This window comes from Arthrobacter sp. D3-18, assembly GCF_054408525.1.
This window is the reverse complement of sequence record NZ_CP096440.1, coordinates 1,262,940-1,285,155: the sequence shown is the minus strand read 5'-3', so window position 1 is coordinate 1,285,155 and position 22,216 is coordinate 1,262,940. Positions and strand designations below refer to the sequence as shown.

18 protein-coding genes are annotated in these 22,216 nt (G+C 63.0%); 8 read left to right on the top strand and 10 right to left on the bottom strand.

The genetic code is table 11. The features are described 5' to 3' along the window. Positions 1–98 precede the first annotated feature (98 nt). Positions 99–1,370 (bottom strand): MFS transporter, encoded by a 1,272-nt coding sequence (locus M1D89_RS07965; RefSeq protein ID WP_498649605.1) that lies wholly within the window; start codon positions 1,368–1,370, stop codon positions 99–101. Between the two features lie 92 nt (positions 1,371–1,462). Here M1D89_RS07965 and M1D89_RS07960 point away from each other — a divergent pair, with 92 nt between their 5' ends. From M1D89_RS07960 to M1D89_RS07945, 4 genes are all read left to right on the top strand, one after another. Further along, the gene (locus tag M1D89_RS07960; protein WP_498649603.1) at positions 1,463–2,254 is read left to right on the top strand and encodes a hypothetical protein; all 792 of its coding nucleotides are present in this window, start codon (positions 1,463–1,465) and stop codon (positions 2,252–2,254) included. A 30-nt stretch (positions 2,255–2,284) separates the two neighbouring features. After that, complete coding sequence (locus M1D89_RS07955; RefSeq protein WP_017199873.1) at positions 2,285–2,761, top strand: Fur family transcriptional regulator; 477 nt, start codon at positions 2,285–2,287, stop codon at positions 2,759–2,761. Positions 2,762–2,775: 14 nt separating this feature from the next. Then, positions 2,776–4,257 (top strand): catalase, encoded by a 1,482-nt coding sequence (locus tag M1D89_RS07950; protein ID WP_309074041.1) that lies wholly within the window; start codon positions 2,776–2,778, stop codon positions 4,255–4,257. A gap of 131 nt (positions 4,258–4,388) precedes the next feature. After that, positions 4,389–5,024 carry a DUF2461 domain-containing protein gene (locus tag M1D89_RS07945; protein ID WP_498649600.1) on the top strand — a complete coding sequence of 212 codons (636 nt, stop codon included), beginning with the start codon at positions 4,389–4,391 and terminating at the stop codon, positions 5,022–5,024. An 84-nt stretch (positions 5,025–5,108) separates the two neighbouring features. Here the strand turns inward: M1D89_RS07945 and M1D89_RS07940 are convergent, their stop codons facing one another. The 6 genes from M1D89_RS07940 to M1D89_RS07915 all read right to left on the bottom strand — a co-directional run bounded on the left by M1D89_RS07940 (position 5,109) and on the right by M1D89_RS07915 (position 12,789). Next, positions 5,109–6,662, bottom strand: a complete 1,554-nt coding sequence (locus M1D89_RS07940) for an amino acid permease (protein WP_498649599.1) — start codon at positions 6,660–6,662, stop codon at positions 5,109–5,111. A 167-nt stretch (positions 6,663–6,829) separates the two neighbouring features. Next, entirely contained in the window at positions 6,830–7,246 is a 417-nt protein-coding gene (locus tag M1D89_RS07935) for a DUF779 domain-containing protein (protein WP_498649597.1), read from the bottom strand. Next, complete coding sequence (gene adhP, locus M1D89_RS07930; protein WP_498649595.1) at positions 7,246–8,268, bottom strand: alcohol dehydrogenase AdhP; 1,023 nt, start codon at positions 8,266–8,268, stop codon at positions 7,246–7,248. Before adhP ends, M1D89_RS07935 begins: the two co-directional genes overlap by 1 nt. 34 nt (positions 8,269–8,302) lie before the next feature. Further along, positions 8,303–9,826 carry an acetaldehyde dehydrogenase ExaC gene (gene exaC, locus M1D89_RS07925; protein WP_498649593.1) on the bottom strand — a complete coding sequence of 508 codons (1,524 nt, stop codon included), beginning with the start codon at positions 9,824–9,826 and terminating at the stop codon, positions 8,303–8,305. A 96-nt stretch (positions 9,827–9,922) separates the two neighbouring features. Next, complete coding sequence (locus M1D89_RS07920) at positions 9,923–11,266, bottom strand: GAF domain-containing protein (protein WP_498649591.1); 1,344 nt, start codon at positions 11,264–11,266, stop codon at positions 9,923–9,925. A gap of 89 nt (positions 11,267–11,355) precedes the next feature. Continuing rightward, complete coding sequence (locus M1D89_RS07915) at positions 11,356–12,789, bottom strand: FAD-dependent oxidoreductase (RefSeq protein ID WP_498649589.1); 1,434 nt, start codon at positions 12,787–12,789, stop codon at positions 11,356–11,358. A 116-nt stretch (positions 12,790–12,905) separates the two neighbouring features. On the opposite strand from M1D89_RS07915, the gene rarD reads away from it, so the two are divergent. After that, a complete protein-coding gene (rarD, locus tag M1D89_RS07910) occupies positions 12,906–13,991 on the top strand; it encodes an EamA family transporter RarD (RefSeq protein ID WP_498649586.1) in 1,086 nt (361 codons plus the stop codon). 206 nt (positions 13,992–14,197) lie between these two features. On the opposite strand, the gene gabT is transcribed toward rarD, so the two are convergent. Both gabT and M1D89_RS07900 read right to left on the bottom strand, forming a co-directional pair. Next, the gene (gene gabT / locus M1D89_RS07905) at positions 14,198–15,568 is read right to left on the bottom strand and encodes a 4-aminobutyrate--2-oxoglutarate transaminase (RefSeq protein ID WP_498649585.1); all 1,371 of its coding nucleotides are present in this window, start codon (positions 15,566–15,568) and stop codon (positions 14,198–14,200) included. 46 nt (positions 15,569–15,614) lie between these two features. Then, a complete protein-coding gene (locus M1D89_RS07900; protein WP_498649583.1) occupies positions 15,615–17,045 on the bottom strand; it encodes a gamma-aminobutyraldehyde dehydrogenase in 1,431 nt (476 codons plus the stop codon). A 144-nt stretch (positions 17,046–17,189) separates the two neighbouring features. On the opposite strand from M1D89_RS07900, the gene M1D89_RS07895 reads away from it, so the two are divergent. The 3 genes from M1D89_RS07895 to M1D89_RS07885 all read left to right on the top strand — a co-directional run bounded on the left by M1D89_RS07895 (position 17,190) and on the right by M1D89_RS07885 (position 20,671). Further along, positions 17,190–18,632, top strand: a complete 1,443-nt coding sequence (locus tag M1D89_RS07895; RefSeq protein WP_498649581.1) for a PucR family transcriptional regulator — start codon at positions 17,190–17,192, stop codon at positions 18,630–18,632. Between the two features lie 75 nt (positions 18,633–18,707). After that, the gene (locus M1D89_RS07890) at positions 18,708–19,994 is read left to right on the top strand and encodes an MFS transporter (protein WP_498649580.1); all 1,287 of its coding nucleotides are present in this window, start codon (positions 18,708–18,710) and stop codon (positions 19,992–19,994) included. Beyond that, on the top strand, positions 19,991–20,671 hold the full coding sequence (locus M1D89_RS07885; protein WP_498649579.1) for a FadR/GntR family transcriptional regulator: 681 nt from the start codon (positions 19,991–19,993) through the stop codon (positions 20,669–20,671). Before M1D89_RS07890 ends, M1D89_RS07885 begins: the two co-directional genes overlap by 4 nt. Before the next feature lie 113 nt (positions 20,672–20,784). Here M1D89_RS07885 and M1D89_RS07880 read toward each other — a convergent pair whose 3' ends face one another. Then, on the bottom strand, positions 20,785–22,161 hold the full coding sequence (locus tag M1D89_RS07880; protein ID WP_498649577.1) for a rhodanese-like domain-containing protein: 1,377 nt from the start codon (positions 22,159–22,161) through the stop codon (positions 20,785–20,787). Positions 22,162–22,216: the final 55 nt, after the last annotated feature.

Below are 22,216 nucleotides of genomic sequence, written 5' to 3'. Positions count from 1 at the left end.
TAACGCCGACGCCGCTCGTCGTGTTCCGTTGTCAGCCTACGTTGGCACGTGCCCGGCAGGGTGGCTGGCAGGGTGGCAGGCCACGTTGACCGGCATCGTCAGGGCACCGGATGCTTGGCGTCGTACGCGACGAATCCCGGTTGCATGCGCGAAGCGAACCATGCAACAAGGATGCAGAGGAGCCCGCCCAGCAGCAACACTCCGCCTTCGCTCAGGAACTGCGTGACACCGCCGGCCAGCATGTCCCCTACCCGGGGACCTCCGGCCACCACCACGATGAACACACCCTGGAGTCGCCCCCGCATATGGTCCGGGGTGGCTGCTTGGAGGATGGTAGTGCGGAAAACGGCGCTGACCGAGTCCGAGATTCCGGCAAGGGCGCAACAGAAGGCTGCCGGGATCAGCCAGAGCGTGACACCGTCGCGGCCGGCGTCCCCGGCCAGCAGCACCACCAGACCGAAGCCGGCAATGGACGCACCCCAACCAATCACCGACCACACCACGGCGCTGCCCTGCTTGCGTACCCGCCCCAAGGGCCCGGAGAACAACCCGGCCAGGAAAGCGCCCACGGCCGTCGAGGCAAGCAGCACGCCAACCGTGGTTTCGCCTCCGCCGATCATCACCGCACCAATGGCCGGCATCAGTGCGCGGGGCTGGGCGCAGATCATGGCAATGAGGTCGATGATGAAGGTCATACGGACGTTGGGTCGCGTGCCGAGGAACCGGAAGCCCTCCACTACGGAGCGCAGCCCGGGCCGTACGGCATCCTTGGACGGCGGGAGGGGCGGGAGTTTAAAGAGCCCCCACAGTGCGAAAGTGAAGCTGATGACATCGATGGTGTAGGTCCAACCGAAGCCGATGGTGGCCACGAGCACGCCTGCCAGGAGTGGCCCGGCGGTCATGGACAGGCCGAACGTCAGCATGCTCAGGGCGTTGGCAGCCGGAAGCAGATCCTTGCGGACCAGGAGCGGGATGATCGCGCTGCGGGCGGGACCATTGATCCCTTGGGCGCCGCTTTGGATGGCCACCAGTGCATAAAGGAGCCAGATGTTGCCCATCTCCAGCCACGCCTGCAGAGCCAATCCGGCCGTGGTTGCCCAGAGGACAAGGGAGGCAATGAGGGCAACTTTGCGGCGATCGTAGGCGTCCGAAACTGAGCCGCCGTAGAGCCCGGCGATGACCAACGGAACCAGCGCAAAGATTCCCAGGAGGCCCACGTAGAAGCTCTCCTGCGTGAGCCGATAGACCTCCAGGCTGACAGCCACCAAGGTCAACTGGGTGCCGATGGCAGCTACTGAGGCCCCCAGCCAGAGCCGCCGAAAAGCGGGACTCTCCTTCAGGGGAGTGATGTCTGCCAGTAGTTTCGCCACCGTTCTACCCTAACGAGCATCACAGCAACCTCCCGCAACCCTCCCCGGCTGCAGGAGGTGCTTGGTAGGCTCACCCCGGGGAAGGAGTTGAGATGGGTTTGGAACGACGATTGCTGTACCGTTCGGGGTTTTGGGAAATCGCCCGGCCGCGCCATCCCCTCACGGCCGGGCACATCTTAATCAGGCTGTCCGATCCGTCCACCGAATTCGCGCAGGCTTCAGCGTCCGACTGGCTGTTCTGCCACAACCTGGTACGCGCCGCACTCCATGACGTACTGGGGGCAACCCGCTTCGCGGTGATGTTCGCCCACCGCTGGCACCCGCTCGGGTCCGCCATAGGCGAGCCCGTGGCCGAGTCTTCAACCCCCACCTTCCACCTCTTCGGGCGTTGGGACGGAGAAGCCACGACGCCGGGTGCTCAGCTTTCGTTGCCCGCCCACCATCGGGTCGGGGAGCCTGAGCACAACCTGGCAACTACCGACGCGGCGGTTCGTGAGGCGCTGCGGCTGAGCCGACCTAACTCCGTGAGTTCCGGACCCGAGTCGGGCGCCGCCGTCGAGCGCTCTTTTGAAGTGGAGCCCTTTTCTGACCCTGGATCGCTGGTGCGGGCAGTGGAAACGGGACCTCGCCATACGGTGATCGAGCCTGTCCGGGCTGTGGCGAACGTTCGCGACATCCAGCCGGCGGAATTGCTGGCGATGGCTGCGACCTTGAGCGCTCTTCCCCTAACCGGAGGCCTCAGCGGATTCAGTTGCCTGGCCTTGGAATCCGAGAGACCAGGCAGCCCACTGCGGGTCCATGCGCTGGGTCGATCCGCCGCTGAAGACGTGAATCCCATGGTGGATCTGCTCCGTTCACCAGAAGTTAGCCTTGCCTTATTGTGAACTGATCAAAATAAGTGCTTCAATGAATGCATGACAGATCACACAGCCGAGCAAGCAGAATGGGCCGCCGCCCTGCATGCCCACGGCCGGCGTGTGACCAAACAGCGGCTGGCCGTGCTTGCCGCAGTCCAGCACCATCCGCATTCTCCGGCAGAAGGCATTCTTGCCGCTGCCCGCAAAGAGCTTCCTGAACTGACGGCGCAGTCCGTTTACGTAGTGCTCAGCGACCTCACGGACCTGCAGATGCTGCGCCGCTTTGAACCCCCGCACTCCCCGGCGCTGTACGAAACCCGCGTGGGTGACAACCACCATCACGCCGTCTGTATCAGCTGCGGCAAGGTGGAGGACGTGGATTGCGCTGTGGGACACGCACCGTGCCTCACCCCGCACTGGGATGAGAATTCCAAGCCCATGACCATCCAGATCGCAGACGTCCTTTATCAAGGCATCTGCCAGGACTGCCAGTCCAAACAACAGCTTCCCGTAACTTCCGTAACTCAGAAATAAGAAAAAGGAGAACAATGACTGCCATTTCAACAACTCAGTCAGGTGCCCCCGTTACCTCCGACGCGCACTCGAAGTCCGTCGGCGCTGACGGTGCCATCATCCTCACCGACCACTACCTGGTGGAAAAGCTTGCACAGTTCAACCGCGAGCGGGTCCCGGAGCGTGTAGTGCACGCCAAGGGTGGCGGTGCATTCGGTACGTTCAAGACCACCTCGGACGTTTCGGCTTACACCAAGGCAGCCTTCCTGCAGCCGGGCGTCGAGACGGACATGCTGATCCGTTTCTCCTCCGTTGCAGGCGAGAACGGTTCTCCCGACACCTGGCGCGACCCCCGCGGTTTCGCCGTGAAGTTCTACACCTCCGAGGGCAACTACGACCTCGTTGGCAACAACACTCCCGTCTTCTTCATCCGCGACGGCATCAAGTTCCCGGACTTCATCCACTCCCAGAAGCGCCTCCCGGGCAGCCACCTGCGCGACGCTGACATGCAGTGGGACTTCTGGACCCTCTCCCCCGAGTCCGCACACCAGGTCACCTGGCTCATGGGCGATCGTGGCCTCCCGGCTTCCTGGCGTGAAATGCAGGGCTACGGCTCGCACACCTACCAGTGGATCAACGCCGCCGGCGAGCGTTTCTGGGTCAAGTACCACTTCAAGTCCAACCAGGGCGTCAAGACCATCACCGGCGACCAGGCTGAACAGCTTGCCGGTTCGGACGCGGACTTCTACATCCGCGACCTCCAGGAGAACATTGCCGACGGCAACTTCCCCTCCTGGGAACTGCACGTCCAGGTCATGCCTTACGAGGATGCCAAGACGTACCGCTTCAACCCGTTCGACCTCACCAAGGTTTGGCCGCACTCTGACTACCCGCTGATCCACGTGGGCACCATGGAGCTGAACAAGAACCCGGAGAACTACTTCGCGCAGATCGAGCAGGCCACCTTCGCGCCGTCGAACTTCGTACCGGGCATTGCCGCTTCCCCGGACAAGATGCTGCAGGCCCGCATCTTCTCCTACGCAGACGCACACCGCTACCGCGTGGGCACCAACCACGCACAGATCCCGGTGAACCAGCCCAAGAACCAGGTCAACAACTACAGCCAGGACGGACAGGGTCGTTTCCTGTTCAACTCCCCCTCCACCCCGGTATACGCGCCGAACTCGGTGGGTGGCCCGGCTGCTGTTGAGCCCACTTCCCCTGCCGGTGGCTGGGAGAACGACGGCGAGCTCACCCTCTCCGCCCACACCCTGCACGCTGAGGACGACGACTTCGGCCAGGCCGGTACCTTGTACCGCGAGGTCTACGATGACGCCGCAAAGGCCCGCCTCCTGGACACCATCACCGGTGCCGTCGGCGGCGTGAAGCACGCCGACATCAAGGAACGCGCCATCCAGTACTGGACCAACGTTGACTCCGAGCTCGGCGCCAAGCTCCGCGCCAACCTCGGTGCAGGCCAGACCGAGTCCGACGCCGAAGCAGCCAACAAGCTCTAAGCGTTTCTGCTCTACTGCATTTCAGGAACACCCCGTTGCGGATCTTCTCCGCGGCGGGGTGTTCCTTTTGTTTTCCACATAGCATTCGTTGGCTATGGCTGGGCCGGCATCAGCGTCCCTAGGATCCTTCTATGAGCACATTCGAAGCCATCCCTACTGCCGCATTCCGTTTCTACGCCGAGCTTGAAGAGAACAACAACCGAGAATGGTGGCTGGAGCATAAGGCAACGTACGACGCCGAGGTGAAGGGACCGCTGACAGCTCTCCTTTCGGAGCTGGAGCCGCAGTTCGGGCCGGCTAAGATCTTCCGGCCAAACCGGGACATCAGGTTCTCGCAGGACAAGTCACCGTATAAGACAGCCCAAGGCGCCTTCGCTGCCAGCCAGGAGGGTGTCGGCTACTACCTGCAGATCAGTGCCGATGGTCTGCTGATCGGCGGCGGGTACCACTCCCACACGCCTGCCCAACTGGCGCGTTTCCGGGCAGCAGTGGATGCTCCCGACAGTGGATTGGAGCTAGCGGAAATCGTCGATGCGGTGGCAGCGGCAGGCTTCGCGATTGAGGGCGAAAAACTCAAGACCGTTCCACGGGGTTTCGACAAAGACCATCCACGCGCTGAGTTGCTCAAGCACAAGTCCTTGTCAGCGAGCGTTGAGGTGGGTCAGCCGGACTGGTTACGCACTCCCACAGCCCAGGAAGAGATCGCCGCCCGCTGGGAAGAGCTGAGGCCACTGGTGGATTGGGTCGGTGAGCATGCGGCGCCGTAACGCAGGAACGCCCGGAAACCGATGGTCTCCGGGCGTTCCATACTTCAATATCGCTCAGCTGTCTGACAAGCTGCTCACATTGGTCTAAACCTTGGTGAAGGTATCTTCGTCCTCGTCACCCTTGGCCTTGGGGTTTTCGGGAGCACCGTTCACGGAGGCCTTGGCTGCGGCGAACTTCTCGTTAAGCCGTGAGTGCCGCTGGCCGTAGGCGAAGTAAATGATCATGCCGATGACCAGCCAGATCGCGAAGAAGATCCAGGTTTCCACGGCCAGGTTGGTCATGAGGTAGAAGCAGAGCACTGCGGATACCCACGGAAGGACCTTGCCGAACGGGACCCGGAAAGCGGGTTTGAGGTCCGGGCGCTTCTTGCGCAACACCAGGATGCCCAAGCTCACCATCACGAACGCGGACAGCGTTCCAATGTTGATCATTTCCTCGAGCAGGTCCACCTTGGTTACGCCAGCAACCAGGGCTACGGCCGCACCACAGATGATCTGGAGCCGGGCCGGCGTCGAGCGCTTTTCGCTGGTCTTGGACAGCGAGCGGGGCAGGAGGCCATCGCGGCTCATGGCCAGGACCACGCGGGACAGGCCCATGAGCAGCACCATGATCACCGTGGTCAGGCCCACCAGGGAACCGAATGCGATGATCTTGGCAGCGTCAGTGTTGCCCACGGCCTCGAAAGCTGTGGTCAACGTGGGGTTCTTCACCTCGGCCAACTGCGTGTAGGACACCATGCCGGTCAGTGCGAGGGAGACCAGGATGTAGAGCAGCGTGACCACTGCAAGGCCACCGAAGATACCGCGGGGCAGGGTCTTCTGCGGGTTCTTGACCTCTTCTGCGGAGGTTGCCACCACGTCAAAGCCGATGAAGGCGAAGAACACCAGGGCTGCGCCGGCGAAGACGCCGAGTGTTCCGTACTGGGCCGGAGCAGCGCCAGTGAGGAAGCCGAAGAAGGACTGCTTCATGACGTCGGCAACACCGGAATCGGTGGGCTCAGAGGCGGGAACGAAGGGTGTGTAGTTGGAGAACTTCACGTAGCTGAAGCCAACAACGATCACGAACAGCACCACGGCGATCTTGATGAGCGTGAAGACGTTGCCAACGCGGGCGGACAGCTTTGTCCCCAGCACCAGCAGGACGGTGAAGATTGCGACGATGAGGAAGGCACCCCAGTAGAGATCAACGCCAGCCACCTGGATTGACGGGGGCATTTCCACGCCCATCAGGCCGAAGACCGTACTGAGATAAATGCCCCAGTACTTTGCGATCACGGCTGCGGCGGTGAAGAGTTCAAGGATGAGGTTCCAGCCAATGATCCACGCGAGGACTTCGCCCATGGTGGCGTACGTGAACACGTAGGCGGAGCCTGCCACGGGGATCGCTGTGGCGAACTCGGCGTAGCACATGATGGCCAAAGCACATGTGACAGCGGCGATGGCGAAGGAGATGGTGACGGCAGGGCCGGCAAAGTTTGCGGCAGCCTTGGCGCCCACTGAGAAGATCCCGGCGCCGACAGCAACGGCGACGCCCATGATCATCAAGTCCCAGGTGCTGAGGCTTCGCTTCAGCTTTCGCCCGGGCTCGTCGGCATCGGCGATCGACTGCTCGATCGACTTGGTCCTGAAAATGTTCATGAAAATGCCACATTCTGGATGGGAGTGGTATAGGACTCATCAAGAATAGTGTCCGGCCCTTGGACGACCATATTTATCCCAGATAGTGAGACGAACCACGAAACCCAGTGACGGATGTGGCTGGTGTGACGGAGGCACGTAGCCCCCGTCACACCAGCTAAGGGTCCCTAAACGCTTGGAACATCCCAGTCCATGAGCGTGGAACGGATCAGGAAACGTTTGCCCTCGGGTGATTCCACTGAGAATCCACTGCCACGGCCAGGGACCACATCGACTGTGAGGTGGGTATGGGACCAGTAGTTGAACTGCTCTTTGGACATCCAAAACTCCAAGGGCTGCGGCTCTCCTCCGCCCCCGATATCGAAGCGGCCCAGTAGGACATCGGAGTCGCCGGTCAGGAACTCCCCCGCGGGATAGCACATGGGTGCAGAACCGTCGCAGCAACCACCCGACTGATGGAACATGAGTGGCCCGTGCTGGTCCCAGAGTTTGCGGAGGAGTTCCACGGACGCCGCGGTGAGCGCCACCCGGGAGAAATCCTCCCCGGGCAGCGTCACCGCGGCTTCCAAGCTGGCGTTGTGCATCAGAACTTCAGGACCACTCGGCCGTCGATCTTTGCGTGTTTCATTTCGTCAAGGACCGCGTTGACTTCGGAGAGTTCCCGGGTGGAGACCGTTGGCTTGATCTTCCCTTGGGCGTAGAACTCCAGTGCTTCCTCGAGGTCCTGCCGTGTTCCCACGATCGAGCCGCGGACCGTGAGGCCCTTGAGGACGATCTCGAAGATCGGCGCCGGGAAATCTCCCGGCGGCAAACCATTGAACACGATGGTTCCGCCTCGACGTGCCATGCCGATCGCCTGGCCGAAAGCCGAGGGGTGGACCGCGGTCACCAAGACACCGTGGCAGCCGCCCGTTTCACGCTGGATGACCTCCGCCGGATCTTCATGCAGTGCGTTGACCGTTAGCTCGGCGCCGTGCTCCCGGGCCAGCGCCAACTTGTCATCGGCAATATCTACTGCCGCGACGCGGAGCCCCATAGCCACCGCATACTGGACGGCGATGTGCCCCAGTCCCCCGATGCCGGAGATGGTGACCCATTGACCGGGCTTGGCCTCGGTCATCTTCAGGCCCTTGTAGACCGTGACCCCGGCACACAGAACCGGCGCGACTTCCACCGGGTCCGAGCCTTCCGGGATGCGGGCAGCAAAGCGCGTGTCCACCAGCATGTACTCGCCGAACGAGCCGTCCACGCTATAACCACCGTTCTGTTGGGACTCGCACAGGGTTTCCCATCCGGTGCGGCAGTACTGGCAGTCCCCGCAGGCCGACCACAGCCACGCGTTTCCTACGAGTTCGCCGACGGCAACGTCCGTGACGCCCTCGCCCAGGGCCACCACTTCACCCACGCCTTCATGGCCTGGGATAAAGGGTGGTGTCGGCTTGACCGGCCAGTCGCCTTCGGCGGCGTGGAGGTCGGTATGGCAAACTCCCGAGGTGATGAGGCGGACCAGCGCCTGGCCGGGACCCGGCGTCGGGCGTTCCACCTCCTTGACCGTAAGGTCGGTTCCGAATTCCGTAACTACTGCAGCTTGCATGGTTGTGGACATTGACGATCTCCTTTGATCGATGAACAGGACGGGTTTAGAAGAAGCCGAGCTTGTTCTCGTTGTAGCTGACCAGGAGGTTCTTGGTCTGCTGGTAGTGGTCCAGCATCATGGCGTGGTTCTCACGGCCAATACCTGAGGACTTGTAGCCACCGAAGGCGGCCCCTGCCGGGTAGGCGTGGTAGTTGTTGACCCACACGCGGCCAGCCTGGATTTCCCGGCCTGCGCGGTAGGCGACATTTCCGTTGCGTGACCAGACACCGGCGCCCAGCCCGTAGAGGGTGTCGTTGGCGATTCCGATGGCGTCGTTGTAGTCGCTGAACTTGGTGACGGACACTACCGGGCCGAAGATCTCTTCCTGGAAGATCCGCATCCGGTTGTGGCCTTCGAAAATGGTGGGCTGGACGTAGTAGCCGCCGGCCAGCTCGCCGGACAGCTCTGCCCTGGCGCCGCCGGTGAGCAGCTTGGCGCCCTCCTGCTTTCCAATGTCGATGTAGGACAGGATCTTCTCGAGCTGGTCGTTCGAGGCCTGGGCGCCAACTTGGGTGTCGGTATCCAGCGGGTTGCCTTGGATGATCTTGTTGGTCCGGGCAACGACGTCCGTCATGAAGGAGTCGTAGATGCCCTCCTGGACCAGTGCGCGGGACGGGCAGGTGCAGACCTCGCCCTGGTTGAAGGCAAAGAGCGTGAAGCCTTCCTGGGCCTTGTCGTAGAAAGCATCGTTCTGCGCGGCGACGTCATCGAAGAAGATGTTCGGGCTCTTGCCACCCAGTTCCAGGGTGACGGGAATGAGGTTGTTGGACGCGTACTGGCTGATAAGGCGGCCGGTGGTGGTTTCACCCGTGAAGGCGATCTTACGGATCCGGGAGCTTGAAGCCAGAGGCTTTCCAGCCTCAACACCGAAGCCGTTGACGACGTTCACCACACCTGCCGGCAGGAGGTCGCCGATGAGTTCCATGAGGACCAGGATGGACGTGGGGGTCTGCTCTGCGGGCTTGAGCACCACGGCGTTGCCTGCTGCGAGTGCCGGTGCCAGTTTCCACACTGCCATGAGGATGGGGAAGTTCCAGGGGATGATTTGGCCGACAACGCCCAGCGGCTCTTTGAAGTGGTAGGCGGTGGTGTCCTCATCCAGCTGGGAGAGGTGGCCTTCCTGCGCACGGACGGCGGAGGCGAAGTAGCGGAAGTGGTCCGCTGCCAACGGGATGTCGGCGTTCAGGGTTTCGCGGACGGGCTTGCCGTTGTCCCAGGTTTCCGCCACCGCGAGGAGCTCCACGTTCTCGTCGATGCGGTCGGCAATATTGTTCAGGATGGCTGCGCGTTCCGTGGCGGACGTCTTGCCCCAGGAGGGTGCGACCTTGTGGGCGGCGTCCAACGCCAGCTCGATGTCCTCGGAGGTGCCGCGGGCAACTTCGCAGAAGGCCTTGCCCGTGACGGGGGTGATGTTCTCGAAGTAGGCGCCCTTGACCGGGGCAACCCATTCGCCGCCGATCCAGTTTTCGTAGCGGTCCTTGAAAGTGACCTTCGAACCCTCGGCACCTGGCTGTGCATAAACGGTCATTGCTAGCTCCTTTGCTGCGAATCACGGTGGCTGTCGCCGTTGATCCGAGCCTAGGAGCGGGGAGGTTGCAGCTACGTTGCAACCATGTGAGTCAGCTCACTCTTTGAGTTCCCTTTCGATCCGCTCAAGGTCAGCCACCACGGCGGCCCGCTTGGGTGAGCGCGGCGGCAGCAGCTTCAGGACGGCAAGGCGGAGGTCGACGTCGTACTTCGCCTCGGGCAGCTCAGCGTACTTCAGGAGCGAATCGACGCTCCCGTCGCTAAGCAGCGCCTCGCGCAACAGGTGCGAGACCCGTTCGCGCAACTGCACGACGCCGGGTGCCTCCGAGCGTGGCAAGAGCCCACCTTTGTAGATTTCCAGGGCGATGCGGTGGGCGCCTCGCTGCAGGCAACTGAGGACCTGGCCGGAGTCGGGAAGCAATTCAACCGGCAAACGGTAAGGGCGGGATTCGGGGACTGCCTCCGGGCTGAGTTCCTGGATGACTTTGCGGAGCCGCACCATCTCCGCCCGAAGCGTCACGCCAGAGCCATCCCCGGGATACAGCTGGGTGCACAGGTCTTCAGCACTGAGTCCGCCGGGGTGGCTGCTCAGGATTGCAAGGATCTCGCTGTGCCGGGCAGACAGGGAAACCGTCCGTCCGTCGATGCTGAGCAGCGCTTGGTCACGGCCCAACAGCTGGAGGCTGTTGCGGTAGAGCGCGTGGCCCGGGGCGGTAGACGCGCTTCGGCGTCGAGGTTTGTCCTTGACGGCGGCGGCGAGCGTCAGTCGTTCAATGCGGAGCTGCGCCTGAGCGGCGGCAACGGTAGCCTCAACCAACGAAAGGGTATGCGCGGCGACTGCTGTTTCCGTGCCCGTGATATCCACCACACCCAGTACAGCGCCGGAGTCGGGGTCGTGAAAGGGAACCGCCGTACAGCTCCAAGGATGGACCGATCGCTTGAAGTGTTCCGCCCCCGAAATCTGGATGCTGCGGTCCAAGGCAAGCGCAGTTCCGGGCGCACTGGTCCCCACGGAGGCCTCGGACCAGTCCGCGCCGGCCACGAACATCATGCCCTCGGCCCGGCGCTGCATCACCGGATCCCCCTCCACCCACAAGAGCCGGCCGACGTCGTCGCCCACTGCCACCAGCAGCCCGCTGTCATGGCTGGGCTGAACCAAAAGCTTCTTGATCACGGGCATGATCGTCGCCAAGGGGTGCTGCCTGCGGTACTCCTCAAGCTCATCGCGGTCCATTGCGAGCGGCGCCTCGGCGACGTCCGGGTTGGCCTGCAAGCTCGCCGAACGTTGCCAGGACTCACGCACCAGACGGCGCAATCCCACGATGTCCTCAGGCATCCCGAGACGCAAAGAGTCCAGACGCTCGTGGCCCGTCAGGGCACGCTTCTGCAACAGCTCCGCGGCATCGCTGCCTGGAACCGGCGGATGGACTGGATTCCTCATCGAACTCCCTGGTAGTCCGCACTGACAGTGCGCTGCACATGTGGTGGGCGGGACGGTACCGAGAAGTCTAGTTCGGGGACGGGAGAATGTCAGCCGCGGGAGATCCGGATCATTTCCTCGCGTGGCACAACCTTGATGCGCTCGCGGACCACACCGTTACCTTCGCCGGCGGACCACTCAGCACCCAGGGCGGCTTCGTGGGCATCAAGCCTGTTCCAGCCCTCCCACGTGGTGTATTCGACGCCGCGTTCCTCAAGGAGGTCGATGATGGCTTGGGGATCCGGGTTTTCTGCCGGGGGGAGGTTGAGCCTGTCCTCGAGGAGGAAGCCGATGGTCTCCAAGGCATCACCTTTTGTGTGCCCGATCAATCCCACTGGTCCGCGTTTGATCCAGCCTGTGGCGTAGATGCCCGGGACGGGCTCGCCGTCGGCGTCGAGGACGCGACCGCCGTCGTTCGGTATGACGCCGCGGCGGGCATCGTACTCAAGTTCCTCCAAGGGGGAACCGTGGTAGCCGATGGCGCGGTAGACGGACTGAACGGGGTATTCGATGAACTCGCCGGTGCCCTTGACGTTGCCGGTTCCGTCCAACTGCATGCGCTCGAACTTGATGCCTGAGACCTTGCCGGGCGTTTCGGGCGAGTCGAGGATCTCCACCGGGCTGTGCAGGAAGTGCAGATGCAGGCGTCGCGACGATGGCTGCTCCGATTCTGCATGCTCCTCCACCAGCCAGTTGGTCATGGTGTTGACCATGGTCTTGATCTGGTTGTTCGTCTTGATGGCTTCATCCGAAGCTTCATCGAACTCGAAGTCCTCCGGGTACAGGACGATGTCCACGTCCTTGCAGTGGGACAACTCCCGCAACTCCAACGGCGTGAACTTCACCTGGGCGGGGCCACGGCGGCCGAAGACGTGAACGTCGGTGACCGGCGACTTCTTGAGCCCCGCGTAGACGTTGTCCGGGATCTCCGTGACCAGGAGTTCCTCGGGATGCTTGACCAGCATGCGGGCCACATCCAGTGCCACGTTGCCGTTGCCGATCACGGCGATTTCCTTGGCATCCAAGGGCCAGTCCCGGGGAACGTCGGGGTGTCCGTCATACCAGGAAACGAAGTCTGCCCCACCGAAGGAGCCCTCCAGCTCGACGCCGGGGATCCTCAAGTCGGCGTCTTTAATGGCACCCGTGGAGAAGATCACGGCGTCGTAAAACGCCCGGAAGTCGTGGAGAGTAAGGTCCTTGCCGTAAGTCACGTTGCCGAGGAAGCGGATATCGCCGCGGTCCAACACCTTATGCAGCGCATTCACGATGCCCTTGATCCGCGGGTGATCCGGCGCCACGCCGTAGCGGATCAGGCCGTACGGTGCCGGATATGCCTCGAAGAGATCGATGCTGACCTCCACATGCCCGTCTTTGACCTCGTTCGATTTCGTCAGGATGTCCGCGGCGTACACGCCGGCGGGTCCTGCACCAACGATCGCGACGCGAAGCGGACGATTGGGGGTTGTTGCGGCTGAGTTGGACACCGTTACCCTTCCGAAGCAGTGAGCCACGCCGTTGTTGGGGCGCGCAGATTCCAATTCTAGATGTCGACCCTACGCCGGACGGCCTATATGGCAGGAGTCACAGAAATTGCTGAAGATTGCGGAATATTGCGCGTGCAGGTGGTGTTGGCGACAATGTGTCGACTCCGGAACAGATAGCTGCCAACTCTCCCTCTTCAAACCAGCCAACGACGACGACAGTCGGGGGCGGCGGTGGAGGTACCGGCGGTTCCGCTAAACCCGGCAGCAAGCCTGTGCGGAGCGAGTCGACGGCGGGAATCCTGTTCGGCATCGGCGCTTACGGCCTGTGGGGCCTGCTTCCGCTGTACTTCTTCGTCCTGATGCCGGCCAGTGCACTCGAGATCGTGGCCAACCGGATCGTTTGGTCCTTGCTCTTCTGTGCACTGCTCATCACCATCACGAGGGCTTGGAAGACATTCTGGGCGGCCGTGAAAGATCGCAGCGTTTTCGGGCCTCTGGCGCTGGCGGCAATTCTCATTGCCATCAACTGGCTCACCTACACTTTCGGGGTCACCACGGGCCATGCCGTTGAGACGTCCTTGGGCTACTTCATCAACCCGTTGGTCTCGGTTTTGCTCGGCGTTTTCGTCCTCAAAGAAAAATTGCGTCCACTGCAGTGGGCAGCTGTGGGCATTGGTTTCGTTGCGGTGGGCGTCCTGACGTTCTCCTACGGACAGCTTCCGTGGATTGCCCTGATCCTGGCCTTCAGCTTCGGGCTGTACGGCTTCGTGAAGAAGCGCGTCGGGCCCAAGGTGGATGCACTCACCAGCCTCAGCGTGGAGACGGTTGTGCTGGCTCCGTTCGCAGCCATCACTATGGTTGTTCTCGCTGTAACCGGAGTAGAAACTCTTACCACGCTGGGCGCGGGCCACTTCTGGCTGCTGGTGGCTTCCGGTGTCATCACGGCCGTGCCCCTTCTGTTCTTCGGCGCCTCAGCGCGCCGACTTCCCATGACCACCATCGGCCTGCTGCAGTACTTCGCGCCGGTGCTCCAGTTCGTTGTGGCGCTGACCGTGTTCAACGAGACCATGACCACTGCCCGCTGGATCGGTTTCTGCGTGGTGTGGTTGGCGCTGGTGCTGCTGACAATCGACATGCTTCGCACCACCCGGAAGAACTCGGTGCTGAAGAAGAGGGCCCGGCTGGCGGCCGCTGGCTCGTAGGCCCGTCATTCCTGCCGTTGTTCGGTACTCCCTGCGTTGTAAGCCGGGGTTGGCGAACAACAGCGAGGCTCGGCGAAGGGTGCGAGTTCGCCCGGAACGCTCCAGCGAACTCGACGCATTCCCACGAACTCGGCCCCGCACCACTTAAACGCAGGAGGAGGGCCGGGTACAAACCCGGCCCTCCTCCAAAAACAAGCGAGAAAGTCTTACGCGTGAGCCTTGATGGCTGCTGCGAGGACCTCGAGGCCGTCGATGAGCAGTTCGTCGCTGATGACCAGCGGCGGGAGCAGGCGGATCACGTTGCCGTAGGTGCCACACGTCAGGATGATGACGCCTTCCTTGAGGCAAGCGGCAGCCACGGCCTTGGTGAGATCAGCGTTAGGCTCCTTGGAACCGGGCTGTACGAGCTCGATGGCCAGCATGGCGCCGCGTCCGCGGATGTCGCCAACCACGGAACCCCCGCGTGCGGAAAGCTCGGATGCCAGTTCGCGGAGCTTGCCCAGGGCGAGCTCTTCGATGTGGCGTGCGCGGCCGTTGAGATCGTGCTGTTCCATGGTGTCGATGGCTGCGAGTGCTGCGGCGCAAGCAACCGGGTTGCCACCGTAGGTGCCGCCGAGGCCGCCCGGGTGGACGGCGTCGAGCAGGTCTGCGCGGCCGGTGATGGCGGACAGCGGGAGGCCGCCGGCGATGCCCTTGGCCATGGTGATGATGTCCGGGACAACACCCTCGTGGTCAACGGCGAACCATTCGCCCGTGCGGCAGAAACCGGACTGGACCTCGTCAGCGATGAAGACGATGCCCTTTTCCTTGGCCCAAGCGGACAGAGCCGGGAGGAAGCCTTCGGCCGGGACGATGAAGCCACCTTCACCCTGAATGGGTTCGATGATGATCGCGGCAACCTGGTCGCCACCGATCTGCTTCTCGATCATGGTGATGGCGCGCTTGGCGGCCTCGGCACCAGTGATCTCCGGGTTCTCTTCACGGAACGGGTAGCTCATGGGCATGCGGTAGACCTCGGGCGCAAACGGGCCGAAGTTGGTCTTGTACGGCATGGCCTTGGCAGTCAGCGCCATGGTCAGGTTGGTGCGGCCGTGGTAGGCGTGGTCGAAAGCTACTACGGCGTCGCGGCCGGTTGCGAGACGTGCAACCTTGACGGCGTTCTCCACGGCTTCAGCACCGGAGTTGAACAGGACCGTGCGCTTGGCGTGGTCGCCCGGGGTGAGTCGGTTGAGCTGCTCGGCAACTGCAACGTAGCCCTCGTAAGGGGTCACCATGAAGCAGGTGTGCGTGAAGTGTGCAGCAGCTTCCTGGACAGCGGCGACGACGGCGGGATCGGACGCGCCGACGCTGGTCACGGCGATGCCGGAGCCGAGGTCGATGAAGGAGTTGCCGTCGACGTCGCGGATGATGCCGCCGTCGGCGTCTTCAACGTAAACGGGAACGCCCGAGGCGACGCCGGCAGCAACGACGGCGGAGCGGCGCTCAGCCAGTGCCTGCGACTTGGGGCCGGGGAAGGCGCCGTTGATGTTGCGCTTCTGCTCGATGCGGTACGAGAGTTCGTTCGCGGTGGTGGTCATGAGGTGGTTGCCTTTCTTGGATATTCGTACGGGTTACGCGAACGCGTTACGCGTCAAGTGCGGACATCACGTGCTTGATGCGCGTGTAGTCCTCAACGCCGTACATGGAGAGGTCCTTGCCGTAGCCGGACTGCTTGAAGCCACCGTGCGGCATTTCAGCCGTCAGGAGGATGTGGGTGTTGATCCAGACCGCACCGAAGTCCAGGTCGCGGCTCATTCGCATGGCCGTGCCGTGGTCGGTGGTCCAGACGCTGGAAGCCAGGGCGTATTCGACGTCGTTGGCCAGCTCGAGCGCTTCTTCTTCGGTGCTGAATTTCTGGACGGTGATGACCGGGCCGAAGGTTTCCTTCTGCACGATGTCGTCAGTCTGCTTGGCGCCGGAGATGATGGTGGGCTCGAAGAAGAAGCCCTTCTCCCCTGCGCGGTGGCCACCGGTTTCGATCGTGCAGTTCGCCGGGAGGTTCTCCACCACGGAGGTGACGGCGTTGAAGTGGTTCACGTTGTTGAGCGGGCCGAAGTAGTTGTCTTCGTCGTTCTGTGAACCCGTGTGCAGGGTCTTGGTGTGCTCCACCATTGCTGCCACGACGTCGTCGTGGACGGAGTCCTCCACCAACACGCGGGTGATGGCCGTGCAGTCCTGGCCTGCGTTGAAGAAGGCGAACTCGGCGATAGCCGCGGCGCTCTTCTTGATGTCGGCATCCTTGAAGACGATCGCGGGAGCCTTGCCGCCAAGTTCCAGGTGGGCACGCTTGAGGCCCTTGGCTGCGCCGCTTGCCACGGCGATGCCCGCGCGGACGGAGCCCGTGATGGACACCAGGCCGGGGACCTTGTGGTCAACCATCATGGCGCCGGTTTCGCCGGTGCCCAGGACAACGTTGAGGACACCGGCCGGGAAGATCTCGCCGGCCAGGCGTGCCAACACAAGGGTGGACTCAGGGGTGGTGTCCGAAGGCTTCAGGACAATTGTGTTGCCTGCTGCCAGGGCGGGGCCGATCTTCCAGATGGCCATGAGGAACGGGTAGTTCCACGGAGCAACCTGGGCTACGACGCCGATCGGTTCGCGACGCACGTAGGAGGTGTGGCCCTCGAAGTACTCGCCTGCTGACTTGCCTTCCATGATGCGTGCTGCACCGGCGAAGAAGCGGAGCTGGTCAGCACCTGCGGCAACTTCCTCCGAGGCGATCAGGGAACGGACCTGCCCGGTGTTGCGGTGCTGGGCTTCCACGAGTTCGTCGCTGTTGGCCTCGACGGCGTCGGCGAGCTTGAGCAGCATCAGCTGGCGCTGGCCGGGGGTGGCCTTCTTCCAAGACTTGAAGGCCTGGTTGGCCGCGCTCATGGCGGCGTCCACATCGGCCTGAACCGAAATGGGCGACTTGGCAACGATTTCCCCGCTGGCGGGGTTCACGATGTCCAGAAGACCCGTACCTGCCGGCGTAACGAATTCGCCGTTGATGAAGTTCTGCAAGGTTTGAACCACGGTGTGCAACCCTCTTTCGGAGTCTGGGCATGGGTTTAGCTGATCAGAGCCTATGCCAGGGAGGGGGCCCAAGGAATAGCCAGCTGCACACATAACAACCCCCCGCTTAGTGCGCTTGACCAGTGGCGGGTTACGCTTTAAAGCATGGCCATGTCCCTCGCTTCGCTCGTCGCTGTCCCCTCCCTGAAACTCCGCCAAGCCGGCCTCGCCGAAACCACATGGAACCAGGACATCAGCTGGGTTGCCGTGACGGAACTGGAGGATCCCCAGCGCTTCCTTAGCGGCGGAGAGTTGGTCCTCACCACCGGCCTGCGCCTCAAGAGCGCCGCCGACCAGCGGCGCTTCGTCCGCCAGGCCCAACGCGCAGGTGCCGTGGGGATCGGTTTTGGCATCGGCCTCACCCACGAGTCCGTTCCGGAAGCCCTCATCGCGGAAGCCAACCGCTGGGGCTTGCCCCTGGTGGAAGTACCCTACGAGATCCCCTTCATTGCAATCGGCAAGCTCGTGGCGGAATCACATTCTGCAGATCATTACTCCAACTTGGAACGACTCCTCGCCGGACACCAGATCCTGGCACGCTCGCTCCTCACGGGTGGAGGCTTGAACGAACTTCTCAAGCAACTGGGGAGCATGCTCCGCACTGATGTGGTGCTCACCCAGTTCAGCGCGCAGCTCTACAACAGCGTGGCGGGGAAACCGGCTCCGACGGCGGATGGCTGGGCTTCGTATCCGATTCCCACCGGCCGCAGGGATGCCTGCACGCTGTGGCTGCGGCAGCCGTTCGTTGACTCCGGAATCGTCAGTTACGCGCAAAACCTCATCAGCGTTGAACTCAACAACATGGTCAAGCAGCGCCAGGCCCAGCGCGCCATGGCAGGTCAGGTGCTGGACGACGTCATCCACGGCACCCTTGAGAGCATCGAGGCCGCGCGGCGCCTGGCGGGGGTGGGCATCAACAGCACGCGGAAGAACGTTGTGCTCGTGGCAGAGTCCACTGCACACCACAAACAACTGATCAGCATTTCGCTGCCCCAAGCGCTGGAAGCCGGCGTCAGCGCCGTCGTCGGGAAGGACCTGATCACCGTCATCAGCGACGACGGCAGCTCGGCCACCGCTTTGGCCAAGAGCCTCAGCGATCACTTACAGGAAGCCGGAATCCACGCCGTCATAGGAATCGGCGGCGCCTACACCAAGCCGAACGGCCTGCGCTGGAGCTACTTTGAAGCGCGCGACGCCGTGGCGCACGGCTTGCCGGTCAACGAGCCGGAGCGCCTGAGCCTGACATCCCTGCTGCTTGCCAGCGAGGATGTTCCGTTGGCGGATATGGCCAGTGAGTCCCTCACCCCGTTGCGGAAATTCGACGCAGCCCACGGGGCCGAACTGGTGGCCACCTTGGAGAGCTACCTCAACCACAACGGCTCAGTGGCGGCCGTGGCCGAGGCCCTCACCTTGCACCGCAATACAGTGCGCTACCGGCTGGCTCAAATCACCGAATTGACGGGCTACGACCCTTCCCAGACGCAGGACCGCGTACAGCTGTGGTTAGCGTTGGCGGTCCAGCGCCTGGGCTCGCGCAACCCCCGCTAGGGCCTCCGCAAGCTGGTGCGGAGAGCTTCGCCACAAAACCCTAGACATTAGACGTCAAACGTCTAACCTTTAGATATGGCCGCGACGACTCCTTTGACCCCCAGCACCGGAAACATCCCTACTGTGAGCCCTGCCCAGGCCTCCCCTGAGCTTGCGGCGAACTCTGCAGTCCCCAAGACGCGCGTCGTCGCCGTCGTCGGCATTATTGCCGTAGTGCTCATCGGCCTGAACCTGCGCGCGGGCATCACCAGCGCAGCTGCCCTGTTCCACGACCTGCAGCAGGTGTTGGGTTACGGCGCTTTGGTCGCGTCCATTCTGCCTTCCATCCCGCTGCTGTGCTTTGCGGTCGCGGGAATGGGAACGTCGTGGCTGACGCGCCGGGTCGGCGTCGAGAAGGCCATCGCCATCGCCTTGGCCCTGCTGGCAGGCGGTTTGCTGGTCCGTGGCGTTCCGGTGACGGGCGCGCTCCTCGGAGGCACCGTCCTGGCGATGTCCGGCCTGGCCGTGTGCAACGTGGCCATGCCGTCGTTCATCCGCGAGCACTACTCGGAGCGCACCTCCATGATGACGGGTCTTTACACCTTCACCATGTCCGGCGGCGCTACCTTCGCTGCAGCCGTGAGCGTGCCGTTGGCTCAAGAACTCGGCTCGCCGTCCATGGGACTGGCCGCTTGGGGAATCCTTGGGGTTGCGGCCCTGCTGGGATTCCTGCCGGTTGTCCTCCACACCCACCGCAACTCCACCAAGACCGACCGGCCGCGGGTGTCCATGTGGCCGTTGCTCCGTACCCGCCTTGGCATCCTGATCACCGCGATCTTCACCTTCCAGGCGTTCCTGGCCTACGCCGTGATGAGCTGGTTCGCCTACATCCTGACCTCGCAAGGGCTCAGCGCCTCCGAGAGCGGGCTGCAGTTTGGCGTGATGCAGTTGGTCTCGGTCGCTGCCGGCATGATCCTGCTCGCCTTCGGCTCCCGTCCCCGCATGCTCCGCCCCGCACTGTATCTCGCCAGCAGCTCCACTTTGCTGGCCATCGCCGCAATGGTCTGGTTGCCGACGTCGTTGGCAGTTGTACCCGCCGTGCTGTTCGGCTTCGGCTTGGGCATCTTCCCGCTGGTCCTGGTGATCATTAGCCGCAGCGGACGTTCGACGGCGGAAACCACAGCGCTCTCCACCATCGCCCAATCGCTGGGATACTTGATTGCGGCAATCGGCCCGTTTGGCATGGGCCTGCTCCACAGCGCCACCGGCGGCTGGGTGCTGCCGCTGAGCCTGCTGTCCATCGTGGCCGTAGCGCTCATGGTTACCTGCCATCTGCTGACGAGCAAGCGCACTGCTACCAAGACCGGACCGAGGACAGCATGACCCTGACCCCTTCGCATCGCCCGGCCCTTGCCGAGGAGATCACCGCCAAGCTGCGGGACATGATCAAGTCCGGTGAATGGCCGCTCCAGGAGCGAATCCCAGCCGAGCCAGAGCTCATGTCCACCTTGGGTGTTTCGCGGGGAACCCTGCGCGAGGCCATCAAGGCGCTGGCCCACTCCGGCATGCTGGAAGTCCGGCGAGGGGATGGCACCTATGTGCGGGCCAATAGTGAGATGTCAGGCGCGGCGCAGCGCATGTACCTGGAGCACACTCAGGAACACATCGTTGAGGTCCGGCTCGGCCTGGACACTCAGGCAGCCCGTCTGGCTACGAAGCACGCCACCGCCGCGGACTTGGCCGAAATGCGCCGCCTCCTCGCGCTCCGCCACGATGCCTGGCAGGCCGAGGACTACCCCACGTGGGCCAGCGCCGACTGGGAATTCCACGAGCGCGTTGCCTTGGCTTCAGGGAATCCCTTACTCCACCAGTTGTACGTTTCGTTCGGCGGCGTGTTCCACAACGACCTCCTCCGGCAGCAACGCAAGGAAGGCTTCAACGGCATCCCCCGCGAAGGGCATGACGAACTGGTGGACGCGCTGGAAGCACACGATCCGGACGCCGCCGTCCAGAGCGTCTACCGGAACCTGGATTTCTGCGCAGACAAAACCCCTCGTTAGTCCGTTGCCACCCCCTAGTCCGTTGTGGCCCCGCTTATCCGTTGTTGCCCCACTGTTCCGTTGTTGCCCAACAACGGGACAGCGGGCCCGGGACGTGCTTAGGATGGCTCGCCTCAGGTGGTTTCGATTCCTACCCCGACCGCGTCCCTGAACCTCGCATTGATCAGCACCACCTCGCGCCCTGCCCGGTCCAGGAGACTCGCTGCCACACTTGCCCGATATCCCGTGGCACAGTGCACCCAGATCCTAGTGTCCGGCAGCTCAGTGATCCTGCCGAGCAGTTCGTAGACCGGAATGTTGAGCGCTCCCTTCACGTGGGAGGCCTTATATTCCTCCGGGCGGCGAACGTCCAGGATCACGTCCTCAGGCTCCCTGTCTGTGAGAAGTGCAGCCCAGTCCCTGTGCCGGTAGCTCGCCCGCGGATGGTCAGGTGCCAACGCGCCAACGTTCAGCACCGCGGCTTCAGGCCCGACGGCGGCATCCGGGCTGTCGATACCGATCCTCGCCAGGTCACGGATCGCCTTTTCAACCTCGCTGAGTGGGCCCAGCAAGGTAAGCGGCTGGTTCCACGGGATCACCCATCCGAGGTAGCTGGTGAAATTGTCCCCTCGGCCGTACTCGAAACTCACGCTGCCCTGGAGGTGGCTATCCGCGAACGCCACGCGATGCCGCAGATCCACCACCCACTCCCCCGCTCCCAGGCGCCGGCTCAGCTCTCCGGCGTCCACGGAGTCCGGGACGTCAAAGATTGCTGGGTCCGGGCCAGCGGCATTCAGCGGGCTCATGTGGGCGTAGTACGCGGGGTAGGCCGTGATGTTCTCTAGCAGCTGCGAGACAAAGTGGTCCTCGTCCGGATCTGTCAGGGCGTGGTTTGACGCGGTTTGCTCATTGATTGTCGAGGTGTCTTGATGGCTCGCGGGACCGATGGAACAGAACGAGCCGAAGCCATGCGTCGGGTAGAGCGCCGCTTCGGGTCTCGCCGAATCCACCAGGCGCCGGACCGAGGAGTACTGGTCATGGGCCAGCTTCGCGGTGTCCCCCGGCGAGACCAGGTCCGTCCTCCCAACTGAACCGTAAAGCAAGCTGCCGCCGGAAAACACAGCCTCCGTGCCGCCGTCGTGCGTGTCATCCCGCACCACATAGGAAAGATGCGTGTGCGTGTGGCCAGGTGTCGCAACAATAGAAACGGAAAGCCGGCCAACACGATGAACCTGGCCGTCCCTGACAGGGACACGCGTGAAGGAGACTTCATCAGCGGCGTTCACCAAGTATTCAGCGCCATGCTTCTCCGCCAGGACGAGCCCGCCCGTGACGTAGTCGTTGTGAAGGTGTGTCTCGGCAACATGGGTGATCCGGACGCCAGCGTCACGAGCGGCAGCTTCCACCCGGTCGATGTCCCGCTGGGGGTCGATCACTAACGCAACTGAGCCGTCGTGCACCAAGTAGCTGCGGTCGCCCAGCTGCGGAGTTTCAATGACGACGACGTCCATGACTCAGGGTACCGCCGGGCGCCGGTCAGCGAGCTTTAAAGCACTGCGGGGCCAC